Raw genomic sequence first — 21,601 nt, forward strand, 5'->3', positions numbered from 1 at the left:
TTCACCCACCCGGCAACCATGGGGGAGTGCCCTCCAGTACGCACGGGGGTACGGAGGCGTTCAGCGAAGGGGGACGAACCATCACCGCGATCACGACGGTCACCACGGTCACGACGGACGACGGCGTACGGCTGGCCTGCACGGAGTACGGACCTGCCGAGCGGTCCGCCGTCTCCGAGCGGTCTGCCGTGTCCGAGCGGGCCCCCGTTCCCGAGCGCTGGTCCGCCGACTCCGAGCGGGCCACCGTCCCCGTTCTCCTGCTCCACGGCCTCGCGGGCCACACGGCGGAGTGGGACGCGCTGGCGGGCCTGCTCGGCCCCGGCCACCGCCTGGTCGGTTACGACGCGCGCGGCCACGGCGCGAGCGACCGCCTTCCCAAGGATGTCTCGCGCGCGGCGCACGTACGCGACGTCGTGGCCGTCATCGAGGAACTGGCCCTGGACCGCCCCGTCCTGATCGGCCAGTCCCTCGGCGGGCTTACGGCCCTGCTCACCGCCGCCGCCCACCCGGATCTCGTCCGCGCGCTGGTCCTGGTGGAGGCCGGACCGAGGGGCCCGGCCCCCGAACTGCCCGGCAAGATCGGGAAGTGGCTGGACTCGTGGCCGGTCCCGTTCGAGTCGGCCGACGAGGCGGTGCGCTTCTTCGGCGGCGGCCCGGGGGGTCTGGCCTGGGCGGCGGGCCTGGAGGTACGTCCCGACGGGCTGTACTCGCGCGTCGACCGGGACGTGATGGTGGCCTGCGTGGCGGAGAGCGGCGCCCGCTCGTTCTGGGCGGAATGGGACCAGGTGCGCTGTCCCACATTGGTGGTGCGGGGTGACGCGGGTGCCATGCCGGCGTCGGAGGCCGAGGAGATGCGCGTACGCCACCCGGCGGGGACGCGGGTCGAGGTCGTGGCGGGGGCGGGCCACGACGTACATCTGGACCGGCCGGCGGAACTGTACGCGCTCATCGCGGAGTTCCTGCCCCCGACACCCGCTTAGGCGCTGTCCGGGCGGGCCCAGGGGGTCTACTCCAGCCCCTGCTCGTACGCCTCAAGGGTGTCGACGAACATCCTCCGCTGCTCGGGCGTCAACGGCTCCAGCGCCCTGCGCCAGGCCCCGGCGCCGCGCGCCAGCCAGCCGTCGATGGCGGGCCGGTGCTTGTCGCTGATGCTGACGATCGTGCGACGCCGGTCGTTCTCGTCGGCCTCGCGCCGCAGGATCCCCTGCCGGCTCAGCTCGCCGACCATCAGGCTCACCGTGGCCGGGGCGACTTCCAGGCGTGCCGCGAGCGCGTTGACGGTCATCGGACCGTCGAAGAGCAGGAACGCGAAGAGCGACAGATGGCGGGGCGCGAGGGAGAACGACTCCAGTTCCGCGGGGATTTTGATCCGCTTCGCGCGCCCGACCATCCGGGGCATGAGCAGCAACAACGTACGGATTCCGTCCTCGACACCGAGACCGGCGGCCTCGTCGTCATGCCGGCTGTCGGTTGACATCTGTACCGCCCCCTCAATAGCTTTGCATCCAAAGCATCTTTGCCTGCAAAGCAAAAGCATCTTCTGGTCGAGCGTATCCGGAGAGGGCCACCCCATGACCGAACCCGAACAGCTGCAGAGCATGCAGGAATTCAACCGGCTGATCATCGAGGAGTTCCGGGCGAACGGCGGCCGGGTGGGCGGCATGTTCGAGGGCGCGCCGCTCGTCCTGCTGACGACGCTGGGGGCGAGGAGCGGCAAGCGGCGCACGAACCCCGCCGCCTACGCGCGCGACGGCGAACGGCTCCTGGTCTTCGCCTCCAACGCGGGCGCCCCGGTGCATCCGGGCTGGTACTTCAACCTGCTCGCCGACAACCGGGTCACCGTCGAGATCGGCACCGAGGAGGGCGGCACCGCCGAGATCAGCACCGAGGAGGGCGGCGTCCACACGTTCTCGGCGCGCGCCGAACCGCTCCAGGACGAGGAGCGCGACCACCAGTACGCCCTCCAGGTCGCACGGGACCCGGGCTTCGCGGCGTACCAGGCGGGCACCGACCGCACGATCCCGGTGATCGCCCTGCACCCCCTGAACCTGACGGACCCGGCGCGGAACCGGGCGATAGGCGAGGAGCTCGTACGAGTCCACGCCCAGCTGCGAGCCGAACTGGCGGCCCTCCGCGCCACCCCCGCATCCCCCGTGTCCCTCGATGAGGGGCTGCTGCTCCACTGCCTGAGCTTCTGCGAGTCGCTGAGCATGCACCACACCGCCGAGGACGGCGCGTTCTCGGCCTTCGACCGGCAATTCCCCGAGCTGGCACCGGTGTTGGAGCGCCTGCGCACGGAACACCGCGCGGTCTCGGCGGCGCTGACGAAGCTGCGGGACGACCCGCCGGCCACAGCGCCCGCCCTGCGGCAGGAGCTGGAACGGCTGGCGAAGGACCTCGACGACCACTTCACGTACGAGGAGACGTACCTGCTCCCCGTCCTGAACGGGCGTCCCGCAGACGCCCCTAGGTGATCGTCTTCTGCCGGCAGTCCTTCTCCTCGCCCGCCTTGTAGAGACACACCTTCACGACGGGCGAACCGGCCGTGCCCGAGGCCGCGTCGAACGTTCCGCAGCGATCCGCGTACGCCCCGTCCTGGCCCGTCACGACCACAGGGCCGCCGGCCTTTCCGTAGACGTACGCCCGTACGCCCCAGCCGTCCGCCTTGTCGTCACACACCCGGACCCTGGCGGCAGCGTTCGCGTACACCGAGACGTTGGCCGAGCCTGCCCGCGAGTCCGCGCCCGCGAGCACGGCTCCGGACTTGGTGACGGCCGGGCTGTGGATGGTCACGTTGGTCACCACCGGCCGGTGGTCGGAGGCCGTCGTGGTGCGGGTGCGGGCGTCGGACACATCGATCGCGCCGGAGCCGTAGACGTAGTCGATACGCGCGTCGTCGCCGCTGCCCGGGTGGGTGACCACGGCGGCACCGGTGTTGGCATTGACATGCGTCCAGGTGTCGACCCACCCGGCACCGGCGATCCAGGACCGGATGCCGGCGTCCGGCCGCACATTGAGGTCCCCGGTGAACAGCATCGGGGTGGTCATCTTGTCGGCGGGGAGCTTGCCGAGGATGTACCTGGCCTGCGCCTCGCGGCGGGCGACGGCCGCCGCGCCGTCACCGGCGGAGAGGTGGGTGGTGTAGACGCGCACAGCCGTGCCGCCGACGCCGACATTGACGCCGCCCATGCTGCGGTCGACGGCACCACTGTCGTCGTTCGGCAGTGTGTAGCTGACCTTCTCGTTGATGGGGTACTTGGAGAGGATCAGCTGCCCGGCCGACCCCCCGTAGGCGTTGGTGTCACTCCTGGCGAAATGCCCTTCGTACGCCGGGAACGTGTCCAGCAGGGTCTGGTACTGGTTGATACCGGGTCTGCCGTCGACTACACGACCCTCGTCGTTGTGCACTTCCTGAAGGGTGACGATGTCAGGGTCCTCGGCGGCGATCGTGCTCACGATGCTGTCCCAGTGCGCGTCCCCGTCCGAGCTGTTGCCGCCCTGGATGTTCCAGTCCATGACCTTCAGACTCGTGGCGGCTGCCGCCGCGGGCACCAGCTCCTCCCCGGCCCCGGCACCAGTCGGCGGCCGGAACTCCGCACCTGTCGTCCCGCCCGCGATCACCGCCGCTGCCGCCACCGCTGTCAGTGCCGCTGCCAACTTCCGCTTGCGTCTCATAAATCCCCCGTTCCACGTACGTATCAGCGTGCCGATGATCCTGGAACGTTAGGGCGCCACGGATCACATCCACCAGCCTTGATCGGGTCATTGACGGAGAAGCACCCGCTTCCCGTACTGAACGAGCGTTGAACGCTCCCCACACCACACAAAGCAACAACATTCCGCGATCTCCACTACACAGAGTCACGGATGGGCAGAACGCATCCATGCCGACACCCACACGAGCAGACACCACGGCCATCGACCGCCTCGCCCGCACGCAGATGCGGCTGGCGACCTCCGGACAACTGCGCGCCACGGGCCTGGCCGCCAGCACGGCGGCCCGCCGCTGCGCACCGGGCGGCCGCTGGCAGCGGCTGCTGCCGGGGGTCGTCCTGATACAGACGGGCAAGCCGAACGTCTGGCAACAGCTGCTGGCGGCCGTCCTGTTCGCGGCCCGGGACACCTCCGTGATGTCGGGCAGCACAGCCGTACTGACAGGCGAGGCGGTCCTGGCCATCTACGGCGTACGCGGCGCCCGCACCGACCGCGCCGACGTCCTGGTCAACGCGGGCCGCCAGCTCCGCGACCGCTCGTACGTCCACTTCCACCCCACCCGCCGCTGGCCACCGACCCTCCGCGGCGAGGGCATCCCCTGCGTCCGCGCGGTCCGGGCGGCCTCCGACTTCGCGGCACACGAGCCCTCACCCGACCGCGTCCGCGCACTCCTGGTGAGCACGGTCCAGAAGGGCCGCTGCCACCCGGACGACCTCCGCGCCGAACTCCACGCGTCCCGCGCCCTGCGCAACCCGGCGGTCCGCGCGGTGCTGGACGACCTCCGCGTCGGCATCCGCTCCATCGCCGAGGGCGAAACCCGCGACACCCTCCTCAACGCCGGCATCCCCGACCCCCTCTGGAACCCCACCCTCCTCACCCCGACGGCCACCTTCCTGGCCCGCCCGGACGCCTACTGGCCCTACGAGGGCGTCGCCCTGGAGGTCGACTCGGCGGAGTACCACCTGGGCATCACGGAATACCGCGCCACACTCCGCCGCCGCCTACTCCTGGAATCCCACGGCGTCTCGGTCCTGAGCGTGACCCCGTCCCTGGTCCGCGACCACCCCCAAGAACTGATCGCAGCGGTCCGCACCAAACTCCACCTCGCCACAACGGGCCCCACCCGGCCCCGGGTCGTACTCCGCCCGTGAGACACCGTCACGGCTAGGCTCATCCGGATCAAGCCCGAGGGGGGCCCACATGTCCATACGCCAAGGCCGCGGCGCTGCCGCGCTGGTTGTCCTTCTGGCAGCGTCGCTGCTGTCCTGTTCCAGCTCAGAAGACCCGCCCCGGGACGACGCGAGAGCGTCCTCCCCACCCCGAACCGCACCGGCGGACCCGACCCCTGCCGAGCCGGTGCCGGACGACACGACGCCACCGGTCGAGGCCGTCCGCGACGCCTTCGCCACTCTCCAGGCCACCTTGAACGACGACTGCACGCCGGGCGATTGCGACTACTTCCTCGGCCGCGTCCACGACGAACTGGCCGGCCTCGACACCGCGATGAAGGCGGACCCGAAGGGACCAGGCCACTTCAAGGAGCCACTTGAGCTGATGGCCGGACTCTGGAAGACCCTGGGCGACGACACGTCCACGCCGAACCTGGAAAAGCACCGTACGGAGCTCATCGGCACCCGCGACAAGATCAACACTTGGATGCAGGACCACCCGGACGACTACGCCTGACGCCCCGCCGGCTCAGCTCACGGTGGCGCGCACGACGAGCGTCCCGATATGCCCGGGCGTCGGGGCGTCCAGCACCTCCGTCTCGACCTGCCCGAAACCGCTCCCGCTGAGCAGCCCGAGCCACTTACGAGGCGTATAGCTGTACCGATACGTGAACATCGCCTTGCCCGCGAAGCCGCCCTTGTACATCCCCTGAGGTCCGTACGCACCGGGAATGGCCGGGGGATGCGAGAAGACGAGAACCCCTCCCGGGTTCAGACGCTGAGCGATCAGCGGAAGCAGCCGCACGGGATCGGTGAACCAGACAGCGCCGAAGACCGAGTAGATGGAGTCGTACGTCTCCGCACTGTCCCGCAGATGATCGAGCACCCCGGCACAGACGAACCGCGCGCCGGTGTATCCCCAACGCTTCGTGACCCGCTCGACCATGACGGGAGAGAGATCAACCCCGGTCGCCTTCACCCCCTGCTGCGCAAGAAACGCCACCGCCCGCCCGGTCCCACACCCGACCTCAAGCACGGACGCGGGCTCCCCCAACAACTCAACACCCGGCCCGTGCCCGGCGTACTGAGTCCACCGAAAGACGGGCTCACCGTCGAGCACATCGCCGTTGGTGCTGCTCTCGGCGTAGGCGTTCCACAACTCACGCTCCACGTCCATGTCGTGCCGTGCTGACAACGTGCTTCCTCGGGTTGGCGGTTGAAGTCAGCCGAGCCCTTGGTGCCGCACGGCGGTGACGAATCCCGCCCACGCGTTGCGCGACACAGCGATGGGAGCGCCCTCGGGCGTCTTTGAGTCACGCACACCTATGTTCGCGCTGAACGCCGCGACCTCGACGCACTCGCCGCCGGCTCCATTGCTGTAGCTGCTCTTTCGCCACTGGGGATCGGTGGGGGACGAAGTCATGGCGAGTGTTCCTCCAAAGCTGAACGGATCAGTGCGGCTGATCGCTGAGGGCTCAGGGCGAGGGCCCTGAGGTGGTCGAAGGCTTTCGTGTAGATCCGTACGTCTGCAGGGAGTTCGAGGTACACGGAGTCTGTCAGACCCTCTCGGTACACCACATCCGGATCTTCCTGCTCAGGAAAGCCAAGGACGGTGAAGGGGCCGGTGCTCGGGTACGCGCCCGCGTCGTACGGCAGGACCTGTACGGTCACGTTCCGCTGCTGCCCGATATCCAGCATACGTTCGAGCTGCCCTGCCATCACCTGCCTGGTGCCAATCACGTGCATGAGGGCGCTCTGGTGAATCACAGCCCAGAAGTCGGGAGCTTTGCCCTCCGTCAGCAACTGCTGACGGCGCATCCGCACGTCGACAAGACGTGGAATCTCGTCATGGTCCTGGTCGGGTGTGACCCGACTCAACGCGGTGGCGTACTCGGGCGTCTGCAGCAGCCCGGGGATGAACTCGCCCTGGTAGGTACGCAGGTTGGTGGCGGCTTGCTCCAGTCCCACGTACACCGAGAACCACGAGGGCACAGCATCACCGTGCGCGTGCCACCACCCCTTGGTTTTCGACTCCTTGGCCAGCCCCTTCAGCAACTCACGCAGTTCGTCCGACGTGTTGTAGAAGCGGCACAACGCATCCACGTCCGAAGGCTGCACCCTTCCCTGACCCGTCTCCATGCGATTGACCTTGGAACCGCTCCAGTCCAGCTCCTTGCCGACCTGATTGCAGGTCAACGCGCTCTCGTCGCGCAACTTCCTGAGCTCGATCGCCAAGCGGCGGCGTCGTGCGGTGGGTGATCCGGCCACTTCAACTCCTCTTGCGGTAACGGGGGGTTCTATCCCATCGGAAGCGAGCGCTCGCGCCAATCACTCGTTCGAGCTAATCCCCTCGTGCACATTGCATGAAGGGATGCGCGCTGCCATCCTGTCACAACGGGTCACGGCACGTCACAGCTGGCTCAGTCGGGGTGCGACGGCGCGAGTCGCCCAGCGAGAGGAGAGGGACATGGTCATCTACGGCGCGAGTGGTTGCGTGCAACGGCGCCCGTGGGAGGTGCCGTTCACCGCGGAACCGCCTGTGGTCGCCCGAGTGCGCCGGGCGATGCGACTGCATCTCTCGTTGTGGGGTCTGTCAGGCCTGGAGGATCTGGCTCAGATCTGCGTATCGGAGCTGGTGGCAAATGTGATCAACCACGTTGGCCCAGGAACTCCGGTCACCCTCGCAGTCTCGACGGACGGCGCCAACCTCCGTATCGAGCTGAGCGATCCAGACCCCCGGGCCTTGCCTACGCTCGTTGCTCCCATGTCCGAAGCGGAGTCGGGGCGCGGCTTGATGATCCTCGATGCGGTGGCCGATCGCTGGGGTGTCATCTCTCGCGCTGACTCGAAGGTGGTGTGGTGCGAGTTGGCCACGGGACTGGAGGTGTCGAACGAGCACCCGAGGAATCCGCGCGTAGCGCAGGCCGAGATGAGCATCATCCAACACGGGTCTGCCCAGCGTCCTCCGTCGGATGAGGGAAGCCCACTGTCGGTAGCGGTGGCAGAGAAAGCGGCGATCAACCTCATCGCGGACGTCCTGCATTGGCTCCGCGCCCAAGGCTGCGACCCCGACGAAGCCCTTGATCGCGCTCAAATGCACTATGAAGCGGAGCTAGAAGAGGCAGGCCGCACCAACGGCTCAAAATAAGCCATGTTTCGATCATTTTAAGACAGCGCGCGCCAATAAGGCAGAGCCTGTTCGAATTTCTGCGAGTGGTTCGACAGCATGCCTCCATGGCTGCGTACAGAGCTGTCTTCGGGCACATAGATGTTGAACCGGGAACTTGTTTCGGATCCCGTAACGATGTGAAAGCTGCCGGTCTCCATAAGGCGAATCAAGATGGCATTTCATGGGGCCTTGATTCTGCTAACGAGCGGGTGGCCGACGCGATCGTACTCAGCAACGGATATGAGGATGATCGCGATTCGTGGAGCGAGGTGATATATACCGGCGCCGGCGGCCGAGATGGAAACACGGGCCGCCAAGTGGAGGATCAGACATGGGAGAATCCAGCTAACGCCAGCTTGCGCCGTAGTCGGGAGAACGGTTACGAGGTGCGCGTCATTCGTGGCGGTGGGGGTGAGAAGAGCTACTCGCCGGCTAGTGGATATCGATACGATGGTCTCTATCGAGTTCTTAGTGAGTGGATGGAGGAGGGAGAGTCGGGATTCCAGATCTGCTGTTTTAAACTACAGCGGCTCCACGATAGAGACCAACAACTGACGCCGCTGGAGCAGCAACTGGACGATGTAATCGATGGGGCTCTGCGACGGAAGACTGCGACCGTTGAACGCATCGTGCGAGACACTAAGGTCATCCGGCGAGTGAAGGAGATGTATGGCGGCACCTGTCAAATCTGCAATCTAGCTCTTGCAGTCGGGCCGGATGGCAAGAACTACGCGGAGGGTGCTCATATTCAGGCATTGGGAAGGCAGGGTAACGGCCCTGATGTTGACGAGAACGTCCTTTGTCTCTGCCCTAACTGTCACGTGAAACTCGACCGCGGCGCGCTCTATCTCACAGATGAACTGGATGTTGTAGATAGATACGCTGATGGTTCAAGGCCCAAGATTACGAAGCTTACGACTGTGGAGCGTCACAAGATTAGGGAGAAGTTTGTGCGTGCCCATCGGAAGTACTGGGGCCTCGTAAACGGTGAGTGTAGCTAGGCTCGCCAACCCCTTACCAGGTTCTCCCTCTGTTCTTATCCGGCCGCGATGGCGGAATAGGTCAAGACATCTGCAGGCAGCGGCGCCTGCAGCTTCCAGATGATTCCCATCGGCTTACTTCCCTCGTGCGAGACATAGTCGGCGGGGCCAAGGAGCATCCACGGCTGAGCACCGCCGATGTCTGTCTTCTTGAAGCGGCGCACGAAGAGCAGCACATGCGTCCCGTTATTCTGGTGAGTCTGGTAGCGAACGCCGGTAGGCGATGATTCGGATGCCTGGTTTTGCGACTCCCAGTGGAACAGCGTGTCGCTCATGGCGTAGTCCTTGTAGCGTGTCTGGGGTGAGAAGTCCTTCTCGTCCTTCTCCAGAGTAATCAGCAGAGCGTCTGTCTTGATCTCCTCACACCAGCGCACACCTTCACGGAAGTGGCCAGGCATAAAGCCGCCGATTGACGCCTCGCCCAGGGCCGTAAGGATTTCTTCGCGACTATATGAGGCGTGGATGCGTAGGGGCAGGTTGGCGTGAGTGCCGGCCAAGGGCGGCGTGATGTGATCCACGTGGTTCAGTACGTGATTGAGGATCTGGCGTACCTCGCTGCGGAATTGCGGTTGTTGGCGTAGTGACGCGATCCCCGCCTCGTAGGTGTCGAATCCGCCGAGCGGCCAGAGCGTAAAGAACAGCATGCGCGCGAAGGCGCGGTTCTGTTCGTCTAGCTCTTCGTATGAAGGCGCACTGTCCTCAAGGAGTCGGCCGTAGGCGGCGGCTCGATCTGGGTCGTCCACATGGAGGAAGGCTGAGGCTCGCTTGAGGAGGGCGGCCTCGCCTTCGGGGGCTTGGCCACTCAGTAGGTTTGCTCGGCGCAGCAGAGCGGTCCATGAGTGGCTTGTGCCCCGATAGAGCTCTCGGATCTCACGGCCGCTCTCCTCAAGATAGGTGGAGAGATCTTTCGCGCCGATCTGGCGAACTTCTATGGCAAGTTGAGCCACATTAACTGCGATTTGGGTGCGAATATTATCGATGATTAGTTGCTTGGCTTTTGGCTCAAGGATGATTTGACAAGCGCCTGGCAGTTGTGGAAAGTCGTGCTCAATTGCTGTGAGGAGACGATTGCGGGTCAGGTTTGTCAGTGCCCGGAACTGTTCCTCGAATCGGAATTCCTTGCGGTGCTGCCCAATGAAGTCCAGTACGGTGAGCACGGCCTTCCCCTCGCAGCGTCGCAGTCCACGGCCGAGCTGTTGCAAAAAGACTGTTGCGCTGGCAGTCGGGCGGAGTAGCAGGAGAGTATCGACGTCAGGGATGTCGAGCCCCTCGTTGAAGAGGTCGACAGAGAAGATGACCTGCAACTCGCCCGAACGCAGCGCGTTGAGTGCGGACTTGCGCTGGTCACTCGGGGTGTCTCCGGACAGTGCGACGGCGTTGAGGCCAGCCAGTTGAAAGAATTCTGCCATGAAGTGCGCGTGAGCAACCGACACGCAGAAACCGAGCGCCCGCATCGTGGCAGGGTCGGTGACCTTGTCTTGTACGGCCTTTACCACTAGCCGGGCACGGGCCTTATTATCCGTGAAGAGACTGCTTAGTTGGGAAGCGTCGTACGAGCCGCGTGTCCACTGAACAGACGTCAGGTCTGTGGTGTCGCTGATGCCGAAGTAGTGGAAGGGGGAGAGGAGGTCATTCTCTAGAGCCTCCCAGAGACGCATCTCGGCTGCGATTCGCCCGTCGAAGAATTCGTCTTGAACGTTCAGTCCGTCCATGCGCTCTGGTGTTGCGGTGAGGCCAAGCAGCTCAACTGGATTGAAATGCTCGATGATCTTCCGATAGGTCGGGGCGGTGCCATGGTGAAACTCATCGATCACGACTATGTCGAAATGATCGCGGGCAAGCTCATCGAGCGCGCGTGCGTTGAGTGATTGAACGCTCGCGAATACGTGCTTCCACGCAGTAGGAATCTGACCGCCGACCAACTGTTCGCCGAAGTTGCCGTCATCGAGGACGCCTTGATATGTGCGGATCGACTGCTCCAGGATCTCCTTGCGATGGGCGACGAACAATAGTCGCAGATCCCGGCCAAGTTGCCTCCGAAGCTTTTTGTAGTCCAGTGCTGCCATTACCGTCTTGCCTGTGCCTGTGGCTGCGACTAGAAGATTCCGGTGTCGGTTGTGAACGTCCCGCTCGACCTGAAGCCGCTCAAGCATGTCCTGCTGATGAGGGTACGGGCGTACTTCCAGCCCAGACAACGTGATACGTCGGCCAGCTGCACTGCTGCCGCTCCCACTGGCCAGTTGAAGAGCTTCGTCTAGACGTTCCCCGTGCGTCTCTGGGTCGTAGATTTCGAATGCTGCTTCGCTCCAGTAGGAGTCAAAGGTGGCCTCAAACTTCTTGAGAACGTCGGGAGTTGCCACGGACGAGAGGCGTACGTTCCACTCCAAACCGTCGAGAAGCGCGGCTCTGGAGAGGTTCGAGCTCCCGACATACGCCGTGTCGTACCCCGAACTTCGCCGAAAAAGCCAGGCTTTCGCATGGAGGCGAGTGGAGCGAAGCTCGTAATTCACCTTCACTTCGGCGTCGAATTCCTGGACAAGACGGTCCAGGGCTCGTCGCTCGGTGGCCCCAATGTAGGTCGTGGTGATGACTCGTATGGGAACGCCGCGTTCACGGGCCGTCTGAAGCGCATGCTCAAGTACTCGCAGTCCATGCCACTTCACAAATGCGCACAGCAGGTCCACTCGGTCCGCGGTAGCTAGCTCCGCACGCAACTCGAAACCGAGATTGGGATCCTCTGGTGAGTTAGTCAACAAGGCAGTGTCGGAGAGTGGGGTGGCCGGTCGGATGGCGTAAACCCCCGGCGCCTTCTGCTCCGCGAGTGCCAGCAACTGCCGCGGGCCCTCAGCGACCATGTCCACCCACTCACGAGCGCCGGCCAATGTGCTGACCGACTCAAGGATGTGGTTGGCGGCATAGACGCGCTCGGCGGCAGGCAGACCTTGCAGGACACGCTTGACGGTCTCCGCGATATGGCGAGCTAGAACATGGGGTGTGGACTCAGAACTCACGGCAGCATCGATTGCCCGCCACCCCGTGCCCTCCAGCTCCTTCAGGCGATCTTCGAGCCGCAAGGTGATCAGCTGCTCGTACAGACCTGTGGCTGGAGAGCCGTCGCCTCGCGTTGCCGTCATGCAGTGCCCCCTGAGTGAATTCCGGCTCGATTTGTAGCAGCAACCACTGACACGACTTCGATAAAAGGACGAGTGAGTGGATACCTTCCCTCCGGTCAACCCGCCCCGTGGCACTCCCTGTACGACTTCCCCGAGCCGCACCAGCACGTGGCGTTGCGGGCCGGGGGCCAGGAGGTGGCGCGGCCGCGGGCTGCCAGGGTGGTGGCGTACTGGGGGAGCAGGTTGGGGTCCGAGGGGGAGGCGGCTTCCGAGGCGGCGAAGGCCTCGTAGGAGGGGACCGTGCCCGTCACGATGCCCAGGTTCGGGGTGCCCGTGGCCGCGAGTTCGCGTAGGGAGGACTCCAGTTGGGCGAGGTGGGTCTCGCGGGAGGGGTACTCGGTGCGGAGCTCGGGGTACGCCGTGAGCAGTTCCGTCAGTTCCGCGGCCGGCCAGTGCAGGACCGCGACCGGGAACGGGCGGGAGAGCGCCGAGCGGTACGAGCCCAGTTCGGCGCGCAGGCGGGCGATCTCGGCCTGGAGTTCGGCCGGGTTGTCGGAGCCGAGGGCCCAGAGGCGTTTGGGGTCGTGGAGTTCGTCGAGGGGGACGGACGTCTTGTTCACCTGGTCGCCGAGGGCGTCCCAGTCGTCGTGCTCCAGGCCCAGCAGCCGGCGCAGGCGGTGGCGGCCGAGGAGGAGGGAGCCCGCGGAGTACGGGACTTCCTCGCCCGGGGTCAGGAGCAGGTTGAGGGCCGTGGTGTAGGAGTCGTGGGCCGCTTCGAGTTCGTCGTGGGCCTCCAGCGTCTCCGCCACGATCTCCCACGGCGCCGGTTCCAGCGGTTCGGCGATGCGCAGGCCCTCGATGATCGCGCGGGCCTCGGCCTCGTGGCCGTACTCCCAGAGGTTCGCGGCCTTCAGGGCTTTCACCAGGTGGGGGTGGTCCGGGGCGCCGGTGAGGAGGTCGTCGTAGAGGCCGGTGGCGCGGTCGCGGGCGCCGGCCAGTTCCAGGTGGGCGGCGGCCTGGAGGAGCAGCGGCTCGCGGTCCTCGGGGTACTGGGCCGCTGTGCGCAGCAGGCGCTCGGCTTCAGTCGTGTGGTCGGCAGGGATGTCGGGGCGCATGGTCCACACCGTACTGCTGTACGCCGGTCGGGGCGGAGGGCCTTCGGGGAGAGGGCGTAGAGGGTTCGAAGGGGGGAGGGGCGGAGGCAGAGGGGGAGGGGGTTCTCTTTGCGTACGAGCAGCGGTGGCCCGCACTCGTACGTACGCGGGCTACTGCCGCTCCCGTAGCGCCAGCACCAGTGCCGCCCCCAGCACCGTCACCCCCGACGACACCAGGATCGCCAGGTCCGTGCCGTGCTCCGGGGTGTCCGCCGATGTCGCCACCGCGATCATCAGGGCGACTCCCGCCGCCGAGCCGATGTAGCGGGCCGTGTTGTTCGCGCCCGAGCCCATCGCCGCGCGTTCCTGGGGGACGGACTCGACCGACAGACGGGGCAGCGCGGCGTTCAACAGGCCGCTGCCGACGCCCGCGACGAGGAGGCCCGGCACCAGCCGTCCCCACGATCCCGCGCCCACCGCGCCCAGCATCGACAGGGCGCCGGCCGCGTGCAGGGCGAAGCCCAGCGCCAGTTGGTGGCGGGCGGCGACGCGGCCCGCGAGGCGGCGGGTCTGGAGGGCGACCAGGAAGGCCGTGCCCGACCAGAGGACGAACAGCCCGGCCGCGCCCATCGGGGAGATGCCGAGCGTCCGCATGAGCAGCGCGGGGAGGTAGCTGAACAGCCCGATCACCGCCAGCCCCGTGAACAGCGCGCCCGATGTGGCCGCCTGGAAGGGCCGTCGGCCCAGGAGCCGCAGATCGATCAGGGGAGCGCCGCCGCGCCGCTCCACGGCGGCGAAGACGCCGGTCAGTACGGCGGCGGCCACCAGCAGCAGGACGACGGGCGTACGCAGCCATCCGTCGCGGCCCAGCGTGAGCGCGCTGAGCAGCGCGGTCATGGCCGCGCCGAGCACGACCGCGCCCGCCAGGTCGGGCCGGCCGCGGCGCGGAGCACGGGATTCGGTGAGCGTGCGGAAGGCGAGGACCGCGATGACGAGGGAGGCCGTGGCGAGTACGGCGTACGGCTGCTGCCAGCCGTACGTACCCAGCGCCCCGGCGAGCAGCGGCCCGGTGGCGATTCCCGCGCTGACGAACGCTCCCCAGACGCCGGTGGCCCTGATCCGGCCCGGCCCGGCCGGGAAGGCCTGCACGAGGAGCCCGAGGCTGCTGGCAATGATCGCGGCGCTGGAGGCGCCCTGTGCGATGCGGGCGAGGGTGAAGGTGAGGGTGGAGCCGGCCAGCGCGCCGAGTCCGGTCGTGAGCGCGAGGCCGAGGGTGCCCGCGAGGAAGAGTCTGCGGCGGCCGTAGTCGTCGGCGAGGCTGCCCGCGACCAGCAGGAGGGCCGCGAGGCCGAGCGGGGCGCCGTTCAGGAGCCAGGCCTGGGCGGATATCGCGGTGCCGAAGTCGGCGGTCAGGTCGGGGAGGGTGAGCATCGGGACGGTGTAGTTCATGAGCGCGACCGTCGTCGCCGCGCTGGTGACGGCGAGCGTGGCACCGGCGGCGGGCCCGGCACCGCGGGTGGTGGTGGAGGCGGCGGGGCTCGCGGCCACGGGCGTTGAGGACATGGCGAGATGCCGCCTTTCAAGGTTCGGTGAATGAACTCAGGAGCGGGTCGACCGTAACATGGTGAGTTCGTTCATCGAACCTTGAATTGGTTAAGGTGAGGTCATGGCCCTCGGCAAGGACTACTCCGCCCAGCAGTGCTCGATCGCCCGAGCCCTGGAGGTCGTCGGCGAGCGCTGGACGCTGCTCGTCGTGCGCGACGCCTTCTACGGAGTGCGCCGCTACAACGACTTCCTCACCCACCTCGGCGTCCCCCGCGCCGTCCTCGCGACCCGCCTCAAGAGGCTGGAGCAGGCCGGCATCCTGGAGAAGCGGCGCTATCAGGAGTCGCCGCCGCGCGACGAGTACGTCCTGACGGAGCGCGGCATCGCCCTCTGGCCCGTCCTGCGCTCCCTCGGCCTCTGGGGCCGCGAACACATCGAAGGCGTCCTCCCGATGCGCGTGTTCACCCACGCCGCCTGCGGGACCGAACTGGGCTCCTACGGCGAGTGCCCGGCCTGCGGCATGGCCGTACCGCCGCGCGACGTGCAGATGCTGCCGGGGCGCGGACTCGATCCGGAGCCCGACAATCCGGTGAGCCGGGCGCTGCTCGCCCCCCGACGTCTGCTTCTGCCCATCGAAACCGATCGTGTATAACGGCTGGGAGGGTGTTCGCAGACCGAGGACGAGACAGTAGGGAGGGGACAGGGTATGAACCGACGCGCCACACAACGCGCCAGCCGACTGCCCCGCCCCGCCGCCCCGCTGTTCTTCCTGCTCTTCGGACTCGTCCAGATCCTGCTCGTCGACGCCGGCAGCCTCTCCGCCGCCGTCGCCCTCGCCGCCACCGCCGCGGCCTCCACCGCGTTCGCCGCCTCCGCCGCCATCTCGGCCCGGTGCGCCCCCGCCGTACCGCCCACCCGGGTCCGTACCGCGATCCGCGACCGCGAGCAACGCACAGCCTTCCTGCCGCAGCGAGATCCCGACGCACGAGGCCGCACCAGGCCCCGAGCCCCCGGTCGTCCCGTCCTGACGACCGCGTAGGGCCTTCGCCAGCCGCCACTTCCACACCCTGAGCGATCGACCCCCACGCGGGTCGTCATGCCGAGCCGCGCCGTGCCCATCACCGGCGCCGCGTATCCCATCCGGCACGACGAGACCCTCGGAGGGCTCACCCATGTCCGTCTTCCTGTCCGGCTTCGCCTCCCTGGTCGGGCACATCGCCGACCTGCTCCACCCCCTCTTCCAAGGGGGCGCGACCGCCGCGGCGATCATCCTCTTCACCGCCTGCGTACGGCTCGCCGTCCACCCGCTCTCGCGGGCGGCGGCCCGTGGCCAGAAGGCCCGCACCAAGCTCTCGCCCCAGATCGCCGTGCTGCGCAAGAAGCACTCCAAGAACCCCGAACGCCTCCAGAAGGCGATCATGGAGCTGCACAAGAAGGAGAAGGTCTCGCCGCTCTCGGGCTGCCTGCCGAGCCTGCTCCAGCTGCCCGCCTTCTTCCTGATGTACCACCTCTTCTCCAGCCGGCGGATCGGCGGCGAGCCGAACGAACTGCTCGGCCACTCCCTCGGCGCCGCGCCCCTCGGCGACCGCTGGAAGGACGCACTCGCCGACGGCGGGATCTTCGGGGGAGCGGGCCTCGTGTACGTCGCGCTGTTCGTCGTCGTCCTGGCCGTCGCCACCTTCAACTACCGGCGTACGAAGCGGCAGATGGCCGCCATGCCGACGCCGACGGCCGGTCCCGACGGGCAGCAGATGCCCGGCATGGGCGCGATGACCAAGCTGATGCCGCTGATGTCCTTCGCGACGATCATCACGGTGGGCGTGGTGCCGCTGGCCGCCGCGCTGTACGTCGTGACAAGCACCACATGGACCGCCGTCGAACGGGCCTTCCTCTACCGGGACGTCCCGGCGGCGGGGGCGCTGGCCACCGCCGCGTAACGGTGCCCGCAGGCCCCCCGCGGTCCAGGGTGTGAACGGGGTCTTGCGGAGTGATCCGATGTCTTGGAGGATCGGCCAATCCCCCCGACGGCCGCAACCCGTCGGCGGGTGCACCGCTCGACCAGGTCGATCCGCTCGACCAGAGGGAGATACAGACCATGAAGCTGCTGCGTGTCGGTACGGCGGGTGCGGAGCGCCCGGCGCTGCTCGACCAGGACGGGACCCTGCGGGACCTGTCCGCACTGGTCAAGGACATCGACGGCGAACTGCTCGCCGACGAGGCCGCGCTGGACCGGGTACGGGCCGCCGCCGCGTCCGGCGAGCTGCCCGTCGTCGACCCGGCCGGACTGCGCACCGGGCCGCCCGTCGGCCGGATCGGCAAGATCGTGTGCATCGGGCTGAACTACCACGACCACGCGCGCGAGACAGGCGCGGACATCCCGTCCGAGCCGATCATCTTCTTCAAGGCCCCGGACACCGTGGTCGGCCCGGACGACACCGTCCTCGTACCGCGCAAGAGCGTCAAGACCGACTGGGAGGTGGAGCTGGCCGTCGTCATCGGCCGCACCGCCCGCTACCTGGAGTCCCACGAGGAGGCCCTGGCGCACGTCGCGGGCTACGCCGTCTCCCACGACGTCTCCGAGCGCGAGTTCCAGATCGAGCGCGGCGGCCAGTGGGACAAGGGCAAGAACTGCGAGACGTTCAACCCGCTCGGCCCGTGGCTCGTGACGGCCGACGAGGTGCCGGACCCGCAGGCGCTGTCGCTCAAGCTGTCCGTCAACGGGGAGCAGAAGCAGAGCGGGACGACGGCCGAGCAGATCTTCCCGGTGGCCGAAGTGGTGCGCTACGTCAGCCAGTTCATGACGCTCTACCCCGGTGATGTCATCAACACCGGTACGCCGGCGGGTGTGGCGCTCGGCCGGCCGGAGCCGAAGCCGTACCTGCGGGCGGGGGACGTGGTCGAGCTGGAGATCGACGGACTGGGGCGGCAGCGTCAGGAGCTCAAGGACGCGTAACTCGCCGTGCCGCGAGGCGGTTTGGCGGGGTCGGATCGACGAGATCGACGAGGTCGACGAGAGGGAGCACTCCGATGGGTACGGAGCGGAGCACCGTCGACTTCTGGTTCGACCCCGCCTGCCCGCTCAGCCGCGTCACCGCGTCGTGGATCGTGAGCGTCGCCGAACAGCGCCCGATCGACATCCGCTGGCGCGTGATGAGCCTGTCGATCCTGAACGAGGGCAAGGACGTCGACCCCGAGGGCGACGAGGAGGGCTACCTCTGGATCCCCGCCCGCGTCTGCGCCGCGATCCTGACGGCGCACGGGCACACGGCGCTCGGCAGGTTCTACGACGCGCTGTGGACCGCCGAGGACGGCGGACCGCGCGAGTGGATGGGCGACATCGCCGAGGCCCTGAGCGCCGCGGAGCTGCCGGAGGCACTGGCCGGGGCGGGCCTGTCCACCGACCACGACACGGCCCTGCGCGCCTCGCACGCCGAAGCGATGAGCCTGGTCGTCGGGGAGGTGGGTACGCCGATCCTCGCCGTCACCCACCCCTCCGGGGCCCGGCACGCGTTCTTCGGCCCGGTCGTCACCGAGACACCGGCGCCCGACGACGCGCTGCGACTGTGGGACGGGACGCTCCTCGTCGCGAGCGTCCCGGGCTTCCGCGAGATCAAGACCTGACGAGTACGGGTACGGGTACGGGGTCGAGCACGAGTACGAGTCGGCATCACCCGGGCACTCGGACGGGACTTCTCACGCACGGCCCAGCTGGACTACATCCGCTCCAGCGTCCGCTCCAGGGCCTCCACCACCAGCGCGTGGTCCTCCTCCTGCGGCAGACCCGAGACCGTCACCGTGCCGACAACTCCCGCTCCCCGCACCGTGATCGGGAACGAGCCGCCGTGGGCCGCGTACCGGTCCGGGTCCAGCCGCGAGGAGTCCTCGAACGTGCTGCCCTTGGCGCGGAAGCGGGTACCGACCAGGAACGAACTCGCGCCGTACCGCTCGACCACCCGCCGCTTGCGGTCGATCCAGGCGCCGTTGTCCACCGACGAGCCCGGCAGCGCGCAGTGGAACAACTGCTGGCCGCCCCGCCGGATGTCGATCGCGACCGGCGCCTCGCGTTCGCGCGACAGCTCGACCAGCAGGCTCCCGAGCGCCCACGCGTCGTCGTACGTGAAGTGCGGCAGGACCAACCGGGCCTCCTGCGCCTCCAGTTCGGCCACCGTCGGCAGGGACCGGCCCTGGGCCGCCGTCATGACGAGGCCCCGACCGCGACCGTGACGCCCTCGCGGGCGGAGCGGCGCGCGGCCTCCAGGACGTCCAGCGCCGCGGCCGCCTCGTGCGCGGTCACCGGCGGCGCCGTACCGTCGCGCAGTGCCCGCGCCACGCCCGCGTAGAACGCCGGGTAGTCACCGGGCGTGCTCTCCACCGGGTGGCCGCCACCCGTCGCCGGGGACTCGCCGGCCCCGAGCCGGCCCCACAGGGACTCGGGCTCCGTACCCCAATTTCCGGCCGTTTCCTTGGTGTTGGGCCGCTTGCCGTCGCGCAGGTCGGCCTCCTGGGGATCCAGGCCGTACTTCACATAGCCCGCCTTCGAGCCCAGCACCCGGAAGCGCGGGCCGAGTTGGGCCGTCGTGGCGCTGACGTACAGATGCGAGCGGACTCCGCTCGTGTGCGTGATCGCGATGAACGTGTCGTCGTCGGCCGCGGCACCGGGCCTGCGTACGTCGGACTCCGCGTACACCAGCGCCGCCGGACCGAACAGCACCAGCGCCTGGTCCACGACGTGACTGCCCAGGTCGTACAGCAGCCCTCCGATCTCTTCCGGCACCCCGGACTCGCGCCAGCCGCCCTTGGTCTGCGGCCGCCACCGCTCGAAGCGCGATTCGAAGCGCTGTACGTCGCCCAGCTCACCGCCCGCGACGAGGCGGGCCAGAGTCAGGAAGTCGTTGTCCCAGCGGCGGTTCTGGAAGACGGAGAGCAGCAGGCCCCGCTCCTCCGCGAGAGCGGCCAGGTCGCGCGCCGCGGCGGCGGTGCCGGCGATCGGCTTGTCCACGACGACCGGGAGGCCCGCCTTCAGCGCGGCCGTCGCGATCGGGACGTGCGTCTTGTTCGGCGACGCGATCACGACCAGGTCCAGCTCACCGGCCCGCTCCCACAGCTCGTCCGGCGACACGGCGAAACGCACGTCGGGGAACTCGCCGCGCGCCTGCGCCTGGCGCTCGGGGTTCGAGGTGACGACCGTGTCGAGGACCAGGTCCTCGGTCGCGGAGATCAGCGGGGCGTGGAAGACGGAGCCCGCGAGGCCGTAGCCCACGAGTGCGACGCGTAGAGGGGTACCGGTGCCAGTCATGCGTTCCACTTAAGCAACGGTGTTGCCATAGTGCAAGCGCGCGTGACAATGACACCGTGGGCAACAGTGGAAACAGCGGCAGAGTCAGAGACAGTGACGGCGACAGGGGCAGGGGCAGGAGCGCGCGCGTGGAGGTGGGGATCCGAACCGGCATGAACCCGGGCCCGCACACCGGCGCGAATCTGCCGTCGCTGCGCAGCCACAACTCCGCGCTGGTGCTCGACCTGCTCCGTACGGCGGGGGAGGGCGGCATCAGCCGCCTGGAACTCGCCGAATCCACCGGCCTCACCCCGCAGGCGGTCAGCAAGATCACGGCCAGGCTCCGTACGGAGGGTCTGGCGGCCGGCGCCGGCCAACGGGCGTCCACGGGCGGCAAACCCCGGACCGTGCTCTGCCTGGTCCCCTCCGCCGCGCACGCCGTGGGCCTCCATCTGGACCGCGACGAGCTGACGGCCGTGGTGGTCGACCTGGCGGGCACGCCGGTCGCGGTCCGTACGGCACCGTTCGACCTGGGCGCCGGGGCGGCCGAGGTCGTCGAGACCGCGGCGGCGCAGGTGGAGTCGGTACGGGCGGAGGCGGAGCGGCACGCGGACGCTCCTGGCACGGCTGGCGGGTCAGGCACGGCGGGCACAGCGGACCCGGCCGCCGACCCGGCCGACCCGGCGCACCCGGCGGGCCCCGGCAGGCTGCTGGGCGTCGGGGTCGCCCTGCCCGGCCCGCTCGACCACACCGCCGGAGTGCTCGGGCGCGTCACCGGCTTCCCCCAGTGGGACGGCTTCCCGCTGCGCGACGCGCTCGCCGCCCGCCTCGGCCTGCCCGTCGTCCTCGACAAGGACACCAACGCCGCCGCCCTCGGCCTCGCGCTGCGCGGGCCCGGCGACTCGTTCGCGTACCTCCACCTCGGTACGGGCCTGGGCGCCGGCCTCGTACTCGGCGGCGCCCTCTACCGGGGCGACCGCACCGGCGCGGGCGAGTTCGGGCACCAGGTCATCCAGCTCGACGGGCCACAGTGCGACTGCGGGAACCGCGGCTGCATCGAGGCGCTGTGCATGGCGGCGGTCGCACGCGGCGACCTGGCGGAGGCCGCGCGGGTGCTGGGCGCCGGGGCCGCGAATCTGGTCGGGCTGCTCGACATCGACCGGGTGCTGCTCGGTGGCCGGGCCGTTGCCGCCGCCGAGGAACGGTTCGTCACGGGAGTCGGAGCCGTACTCGAAGAGCGTGCGCGTGGCCCCGTGGTCCCGGTGGCCATGGCCGACGGCGGAGCCCACCCGGTCGCGGAGGGCGCCGCGCAACTGGTGCTCGCGCCGGTGTTCGGGCACGCGCGGGTCTTCGGGCGAGGGCCGGTGCGCGGCTGAGGCGGGCGGGGCTGTTGGGGCGTATTCGTACGATCTTCGGACCGTAGCTGGACGTGGCTTCCCGGTCCGGCGGTCGGCCCGTGGCAGCGTCGGGGCCGTCCCCCAT

Annotated in this window: 22 protein-coding genes; 12 read left to right on the plus strand and 10 right to left on the minus strand. The window is 68.3% G+C overall.

Translation table 11 applies throughout. The features are described 5' to 3' along the window. Positions 1–26 precede the first annotated feature (26 nt). Positions 27–980 (plus strand): alpha/beta fold hydrolase, encoded by a 954-nt coding sequence (locus ACFT9I_RS12270; protein WP_382563343.1) that lies wholly within the window; start codon positions 27–29, stop codon positions 978–980. A 26-nt stretch (positions 981–1,006) separates the two neighbouring features. Here the strand turns inward: ACFT9I_RS12270 and ACFT9I_RS12275 are convergent, their stop codons facing one another. Continuing rightward, positions 1,007–1,477, minus strand: coding sequence for a MarR family winged helix-turn-helix transcriptional regulator (locus ACFT9I_RS12275; RefSeq protein ID WP_382563344.1), 471 nt, complete (start codon positions 1,475–1,477; stop codon positions 1,007–1,009). Between the two features lie 94 nt (positions 1,478–1,571). Here ACFT9I_RS12275 and ACFT9I_RS12280 point away from each other — a divergent pair, with 94 nt between their 5' ends. After that, positions 1,572–2,474, plus strand: coding sequence for a nitroreductase/quinone reductase family protein (locus ACFT9I_RS12280; protein ID WP_382563345.1), 903 nt, complete (start codon positions 1,572–1,574; stop codon positions 2,472–2,474). Here the strand turns inward: ACFT9I_RS12280 and ACFT9I_RS12285 are convergent. Continuing rightward, positions 2,467–3,675, minus strand: a complete 1,209-nt coding sequence (locus ACFT9I_RS12285; RefSeq protein WP_382563347.1) for an endonuclease/exonuclease/phosphatase family protein — start codon at positions 3,673–3,675, stop codon at positions 2,467–2,469. The genes ACFT9I_RS12280 and ACFT9I_RS12285 overlap by 8 nt on opposite strands. 209 nt (positions 3,676–3,884) lie before the next feature. Here ACFT9I_RS12285 and ACFT9I_RS12290 point away from each other — a divergent pair, with 209 nt between their 5' ends. Together ACFT9I_RS12290 and ACFT9I_RS12295 are read left to right on the plus strand one after the other, a co-directional pair. Further along, positions 3,885–4,865: a hypothetical protein gene (locus ACFT9I_RS12290; RefSeq protein ID WP_382563349.1), complete on the plus strand. Its 981-nt coding sequence runs from the start codon at positions 3,885–3,887 to the stop codon at positions 4,863–4,865. A gap of 49 nt (positions 4,866–4,914) precedes the next feature. After that, positions 4,915–5,400: a hypothetical protein gene (locus tag ACFT9I_RS12295; protein WP_382563351.1), complete on the plus strand. Its 486-nt coding sequence runs from the start codon at positions 4,915–4,917 to the stop codon at positions 5,398–5,400. A gap of 12 nt (positions 5,401–5,412) precedes the next feature. Here the strand turns inward: ACFT9I_RS12295 and ACFT9I_RS12300 are convergent, their stop codons facing one another. Genes ACFT9I_RS12300 through ACFT9I_RS12310 form a run of 3 tightly spaced genes read right to left on the minus strand, consistent with a single transcriptional unit; the run spans position 5,413 to position 7,151 of the window. Next, positions 5,413–6,078 (minus strand): class I SAM-dependent methyltransferase, encoded by a 666-nt coding sequence (locus tag ACFT9I_RS12300; RefSeq protein ID WP_382563353.1) that lies wholly within the window; start codon positions 6,076–6,078, stop codon positions 5,413–5,415. Between the two features lie 27 nt (positions 6,079–6,105). Next, a complete protein-coding gene (locus ACFT9I_RS12305; protein WP_382563355.1) occupies positions 6,106–6,306 on the minus strand; it encodes a DUF397 domain-containing protein in 201 nt (66 codons plus the stop codon). After that, entirely contained in the window at positions 6,303–7,151 is an 849-nt protein-coding gene (locus ACFT9I_RS12310; RefSeq protein WP_382563356.1) for a helix-turn-helix domain-containing protein, read from the minus strand. The genes ACFT9I_RS12305 and ACFT9I_RS12310 overlap by 4 nt, the downstream gene beginning before the upstream one ends. Positions 7,152–7,350: 199 nt before the next feature. On the opposite strand from ACFT9I_RS12310, the gene ACFT9I_RS12315 reads away from it, so the two are divergent. Beyond that, a complete protein-coding gene (locus tag ACFT9I_RS12315) occupies positions 7,351–8,031 on the plus strand; it encodes an ATP-binding protein (RefSeq protein WP_382563358.1) in 681 nt (226 codons plus the stop codon). An 86-nt stretch (positions 8,032–8,117) separates the two neighbouring features. Next, positions 8,118–9,053 carry a YDG/SRA domain-containing protein gene (locus tag ACFT9I_RS12320; protein WP_382563360.1) on the plus strand — a complete coding sequence of 312 codons (936 nt, stop codon included), beginning with the start codon at positions 8,118–8,120 and terminating at the stop codon, positions 9,051–9,053. Between the two features lie 35 nt (positions 9,054–9,088). Here the strand turns inward: ACFT9I_RS12320 and ACFT9I_RS12325 are convergent, their stop codons facing one another. From ACFT9I_RS12325 to ACFT9I_RS12335, 3 genes are all read right to left on the minus strand, one after another. Continuing rightward, positions 9,089–12,226 (minus strand): DUF3427 domain-containing protein, encoded by a 3,138-nt coding sequence (locus tag ACFT9I_RS12325; protein WP_382563362.1) that lies wholly within the window; start codon positions 12,224–12,226, stop codon positions 9,089–9,091. A 95-nt stretch (positions 12,227–12,321) separates the two neighbouring features. Next, a complete protein-coding gene (locus ACFT9I_RS12330; RefSeq protein WP_382563364.1) occupies positions 12,322–13,320 on the minus strand; it encodes an SEC-C metal-binding domain-containing protein in 999 nt (332 codons plus the stop codon). Between the two features lie 150 nt (positions 13,321–13,470). After that, positions 13,471–14,862: an MFS transporter gene (locus ACFT9I_RS12335; RefSeq protein ID WP_382563365.1), complete on the minus strand. Its 1,392-nt coding sequence runs from the start codon at positions 14,860–14,862 to the stop codon at positions 13,471–13,473. A 103-nt stretch (positions 14,863–14,965) separates the two neighbouring features. Here ACFT9I_RS12335 and ACFT9I_RS12340 point away from each other — a divergent pair, with 103 nt between their 5' ends. The 5 genes from ACFT9I_RS12340 (at position 14,966) to ACFT9I_RS12360 (ending at position 18,465) form a co-directional block, all read left to right on the plus strand. Beyond that, positions 14,966–15,496 carry a winged helix-turn-helix transcriptional regulator gene (locus tag ACFT9I_RS12340; protein ID WP_382563367.1) on the plus strand — a complete coding sequence of 177 codons (531 nt, stop codon included), beginning with the start codon at positions 14,966–14,968 and terminating at the stop codon, positions 15,494–15,496. A 54-nt stretch (positions 15,497–15,550) separates the two neighbouring features. Continuing rightward, the gene (locus ACFT9I_RS12345) at positions 15,551–15,883 is read left to right on the plus strand and encodes a DUF6412 domain-containing protein (protein WP_382563368.1); all 333 of its coding nucleotides are present in this window, start codon (positions 15,551–15,553) and stop codon (positions 15,881–15,883) included. A 133-nt stretch (positions 15,884–16,016) separates the two neighbouring features. Continuing rightward, complete coding sequence (locus ACFT9I_RS12350; protein ID WP_382563370.1) at positions 16,017–16,781, plus strand: YidC/Oxa1 family membrane protein insertase; 765 nt, start codon at positions 16,017–16,019, stop codon at positions 16,779–16,781. A gap of 158 nt (positions 16,782–16,939) precedes the next feature. Next, positions 16,940–17,797 (plus strand): fumarylacetoacetate hydrolase family protein, encoded by an 858-nt coding sequence (locus ACFT9I_RS12355; protein WP_382563371.1) that lies wholly within the window; start codon positions 16,940–16,942, stop codon positions 17,795–17,797. Positions 17,798–17,871: 74 nt separating this feature from the next. Further along, entirely contained in the window at positions 17,872–18,465 is a 594-nt protein-coding gene (locus ACFT9I_RS12360) for a disulfide bond formation protein DsbA (RefSeq protein ID WP_382563373.1), read from the plus strand. Positions 18,466–18,557: 92 nt separating this feature from the next. On the opposite strand, the gene ACFT9I_RS12365 is transcribed toward ACFT9I_RS12360, so the two are convergent. Then, a complete protein-coding gene (locus tag ACFT9I_RS12365) occupies positions 18,558–19,043 on the minus strand; it encodes a heme-degrading domain-containing protein (protein WP_382563375.1) in 486 nt (161 codons plus the stop codon). Beyond that, positions 19,040–20,140 (minus strand): Gfo/Idh/MocA family oxidoreductase, encoded by a 1,101-nt coding sequence (locus ACFT9I_RS12370; protein ID WP_382563377.1) that lies wholly within the window; start codon positions 20,138–20,140, stop codon positions 19,040–19,042. Before ACFT9I_RS12370 ends, ACFT9I_RS12365 begins: the two co-directional genes overlap by 4 nt. Positions 20,141–20,292: 152 nt before the next feature. Between ACFT9I_RS12370 and ACFT9I_RS12375 the strand changes: the two genes are divergently transcribed. Beyond that, positions 20,293–21,495, plus strand: a complete 1,203-nt coding sequence (locus ACFT9I_RS12375; protein WP_382563503.1) for an ROK family protein — start codon at positions 20,293–20,295, stop codon at positions 21,493–21,495. The last annotated feature ends 106 nt before the right edge of the window (positions 21,496–21,601 follow it).

Source organism: Streptomyces sp. NPDC057137 (genome assembly GCF_042670825.1).
GTDB lineage: Bacteria > Actinomycetota > Actinomycetes > Streptomycetales > Streptomycetaceae > Streptomyces.

What these genes read in the sequence shown, in the direction of transcription:
- ACFT9I_RS12325 (WP_382563362.1), bottom strand. Translation starts at nt 12,226, where the DNA reads ATGACGGCAACGCGAGGCGACGGCTCTCCAGCCACAGGTCTGTACGAG.
- ACFT9I_RS12335 (WP_382563365.1), bottom strand. Translation starts at nt 14,862, where the DNA reads ATGTCCTCAACGCCCGTGGCCGCGAGCCCCGCCGCCTCCACCACCACC.
- ACFT9I_RS12340 (WP_382563367.1), top strand. Translation starts at nt 14,966, where the DNA reads ATGGCCCTCGGCAAGGACTACTCCGCCCAGCAGTGCTCGATCGCCCGA.
- ACFT9I_RS12350 (WP_382563370.1), top strand. Translation starts at nt 16,017, where the DNA reads ATGTCCGTCTTCCTGTCCGGCTTCGCCTCCCTGGTCGGGCACATCGCC.
- ACFT9I_RS12280 (WP_382563345.1), top strand. Translation starts at nt 1,572, where the DNA reads ATGACCGAACCCGAACAGCTGCAGAGCATGCAGGAATTCAACCGGCTG.
- ACFT9I_RS12355 (WP_382563371.1), top strand. Translation starts at nt 16,940, where the DNA reads ATGAAGCTGCTGCGTGTCGGTACGGCGGGTGCGGAGCGCCCGGCGCTG.
- ACFT9I_RS12290 (WP_382563349.1), top strand. Translation starts at nt 3,885, where the DNA reads ATGCCGACACCCACACGAGCAGACACCACGGCCATCGACCGCCTCGCC.
- ACFT9I_RS12330 (WP_382563364.1), bottom strand. Translation starts at nt 13,320, where the DNA reads ATGCGCCCCGACATCCCTGCCGACCACACGACTGAAGCCGAGCGCCTG.
- ACFT9I_RS12345 (WP_382563368.1), top strand. Translation starts at nt 15,551, where the DNA reads ATGAACCGACGCGCCACACAACGCGCCAGCCGACTGCCCCGCCCCGCC.
- ACFT9I_RS12285 (WP_382563347.1), bottom strand. Translation starts at nt 3,675, where the DNA reads ATGAGACGCAAGCGGAAGTTGGCAGCGGCACTGACAGCGGTGGCGGCA.
- ACFT9I_RS12360 (WP_382563373.1), top strand. Translation starts at nt 17,872, where the DNA reads ATGGGTACGGAGCGGAGCACCGTCGACTTCTGGTTCGACCCCGCCTGC.
- ACFT9I_RS12370 (WP_382563377.1), bottom strand. Translation starts at nt 20,140, where the DNA reads ATGACTGGCACCGGTACCCCTCTACGCGTCGCACTCGTGGGCTACGGC.
- ACFT9I_RS12320 (WP_382563360.1), top strand. Translation starts at nt 8,118, where the DNA reads ATGGCTGCGTACAGAGCTGTCTTCGGGCACATAGATGTTGAACCGGGA.
- ACFT9I_RS12275 (WP_382563344.1), bottom strand. Translation starts at nt 1,477, where the DNA reads ATGTCAACCGACAGCCGGCATGACGACGAGGCCGCCGGTCTCGGTGTC.
- ACFT9I_RS12295 (WP_382563351.1), top strand. Translation starts at nt 4,915, where the DNA reads ATGTCCATACGCCAAGGCCGCGGCGCTGCCGCGCTGGTTGTCCTTCTG.
- ACFT9I_RS12305 (WP_382563355.1), bottom strand. Translation starts at nt 6,306, where the DNA reads ATGACTTCGTCCCCCACCGATCCCCAGTGGCGAAAGAGCAGCTACAGC.
- ACFT9I_RS12365 (WP_382563375.1), bottom strand. Translation starts at nt 19,043, where the DNA reads ATGACGGCGGCCCAGGGCCGGTCCCTGCCGACGGTGGCCGAACTGGAG.
- ACFT9I_RS12315 (WP_382563358.1), top strand. Translation starts at nt 7,351, where the DNA reads ATGGTCATCTACGGCGCGAGTGGTTGCGTGCAACGGCGCCCGTGGGAG.
- ACFT9I_RS12375 (WP_382563503.1), top strand. Translation starts at nt 20,293, where the DNA reads ATGAACCCGGGCCCGCACACCGGCGCGAATCTGCCGTCGCTGCGCAGC.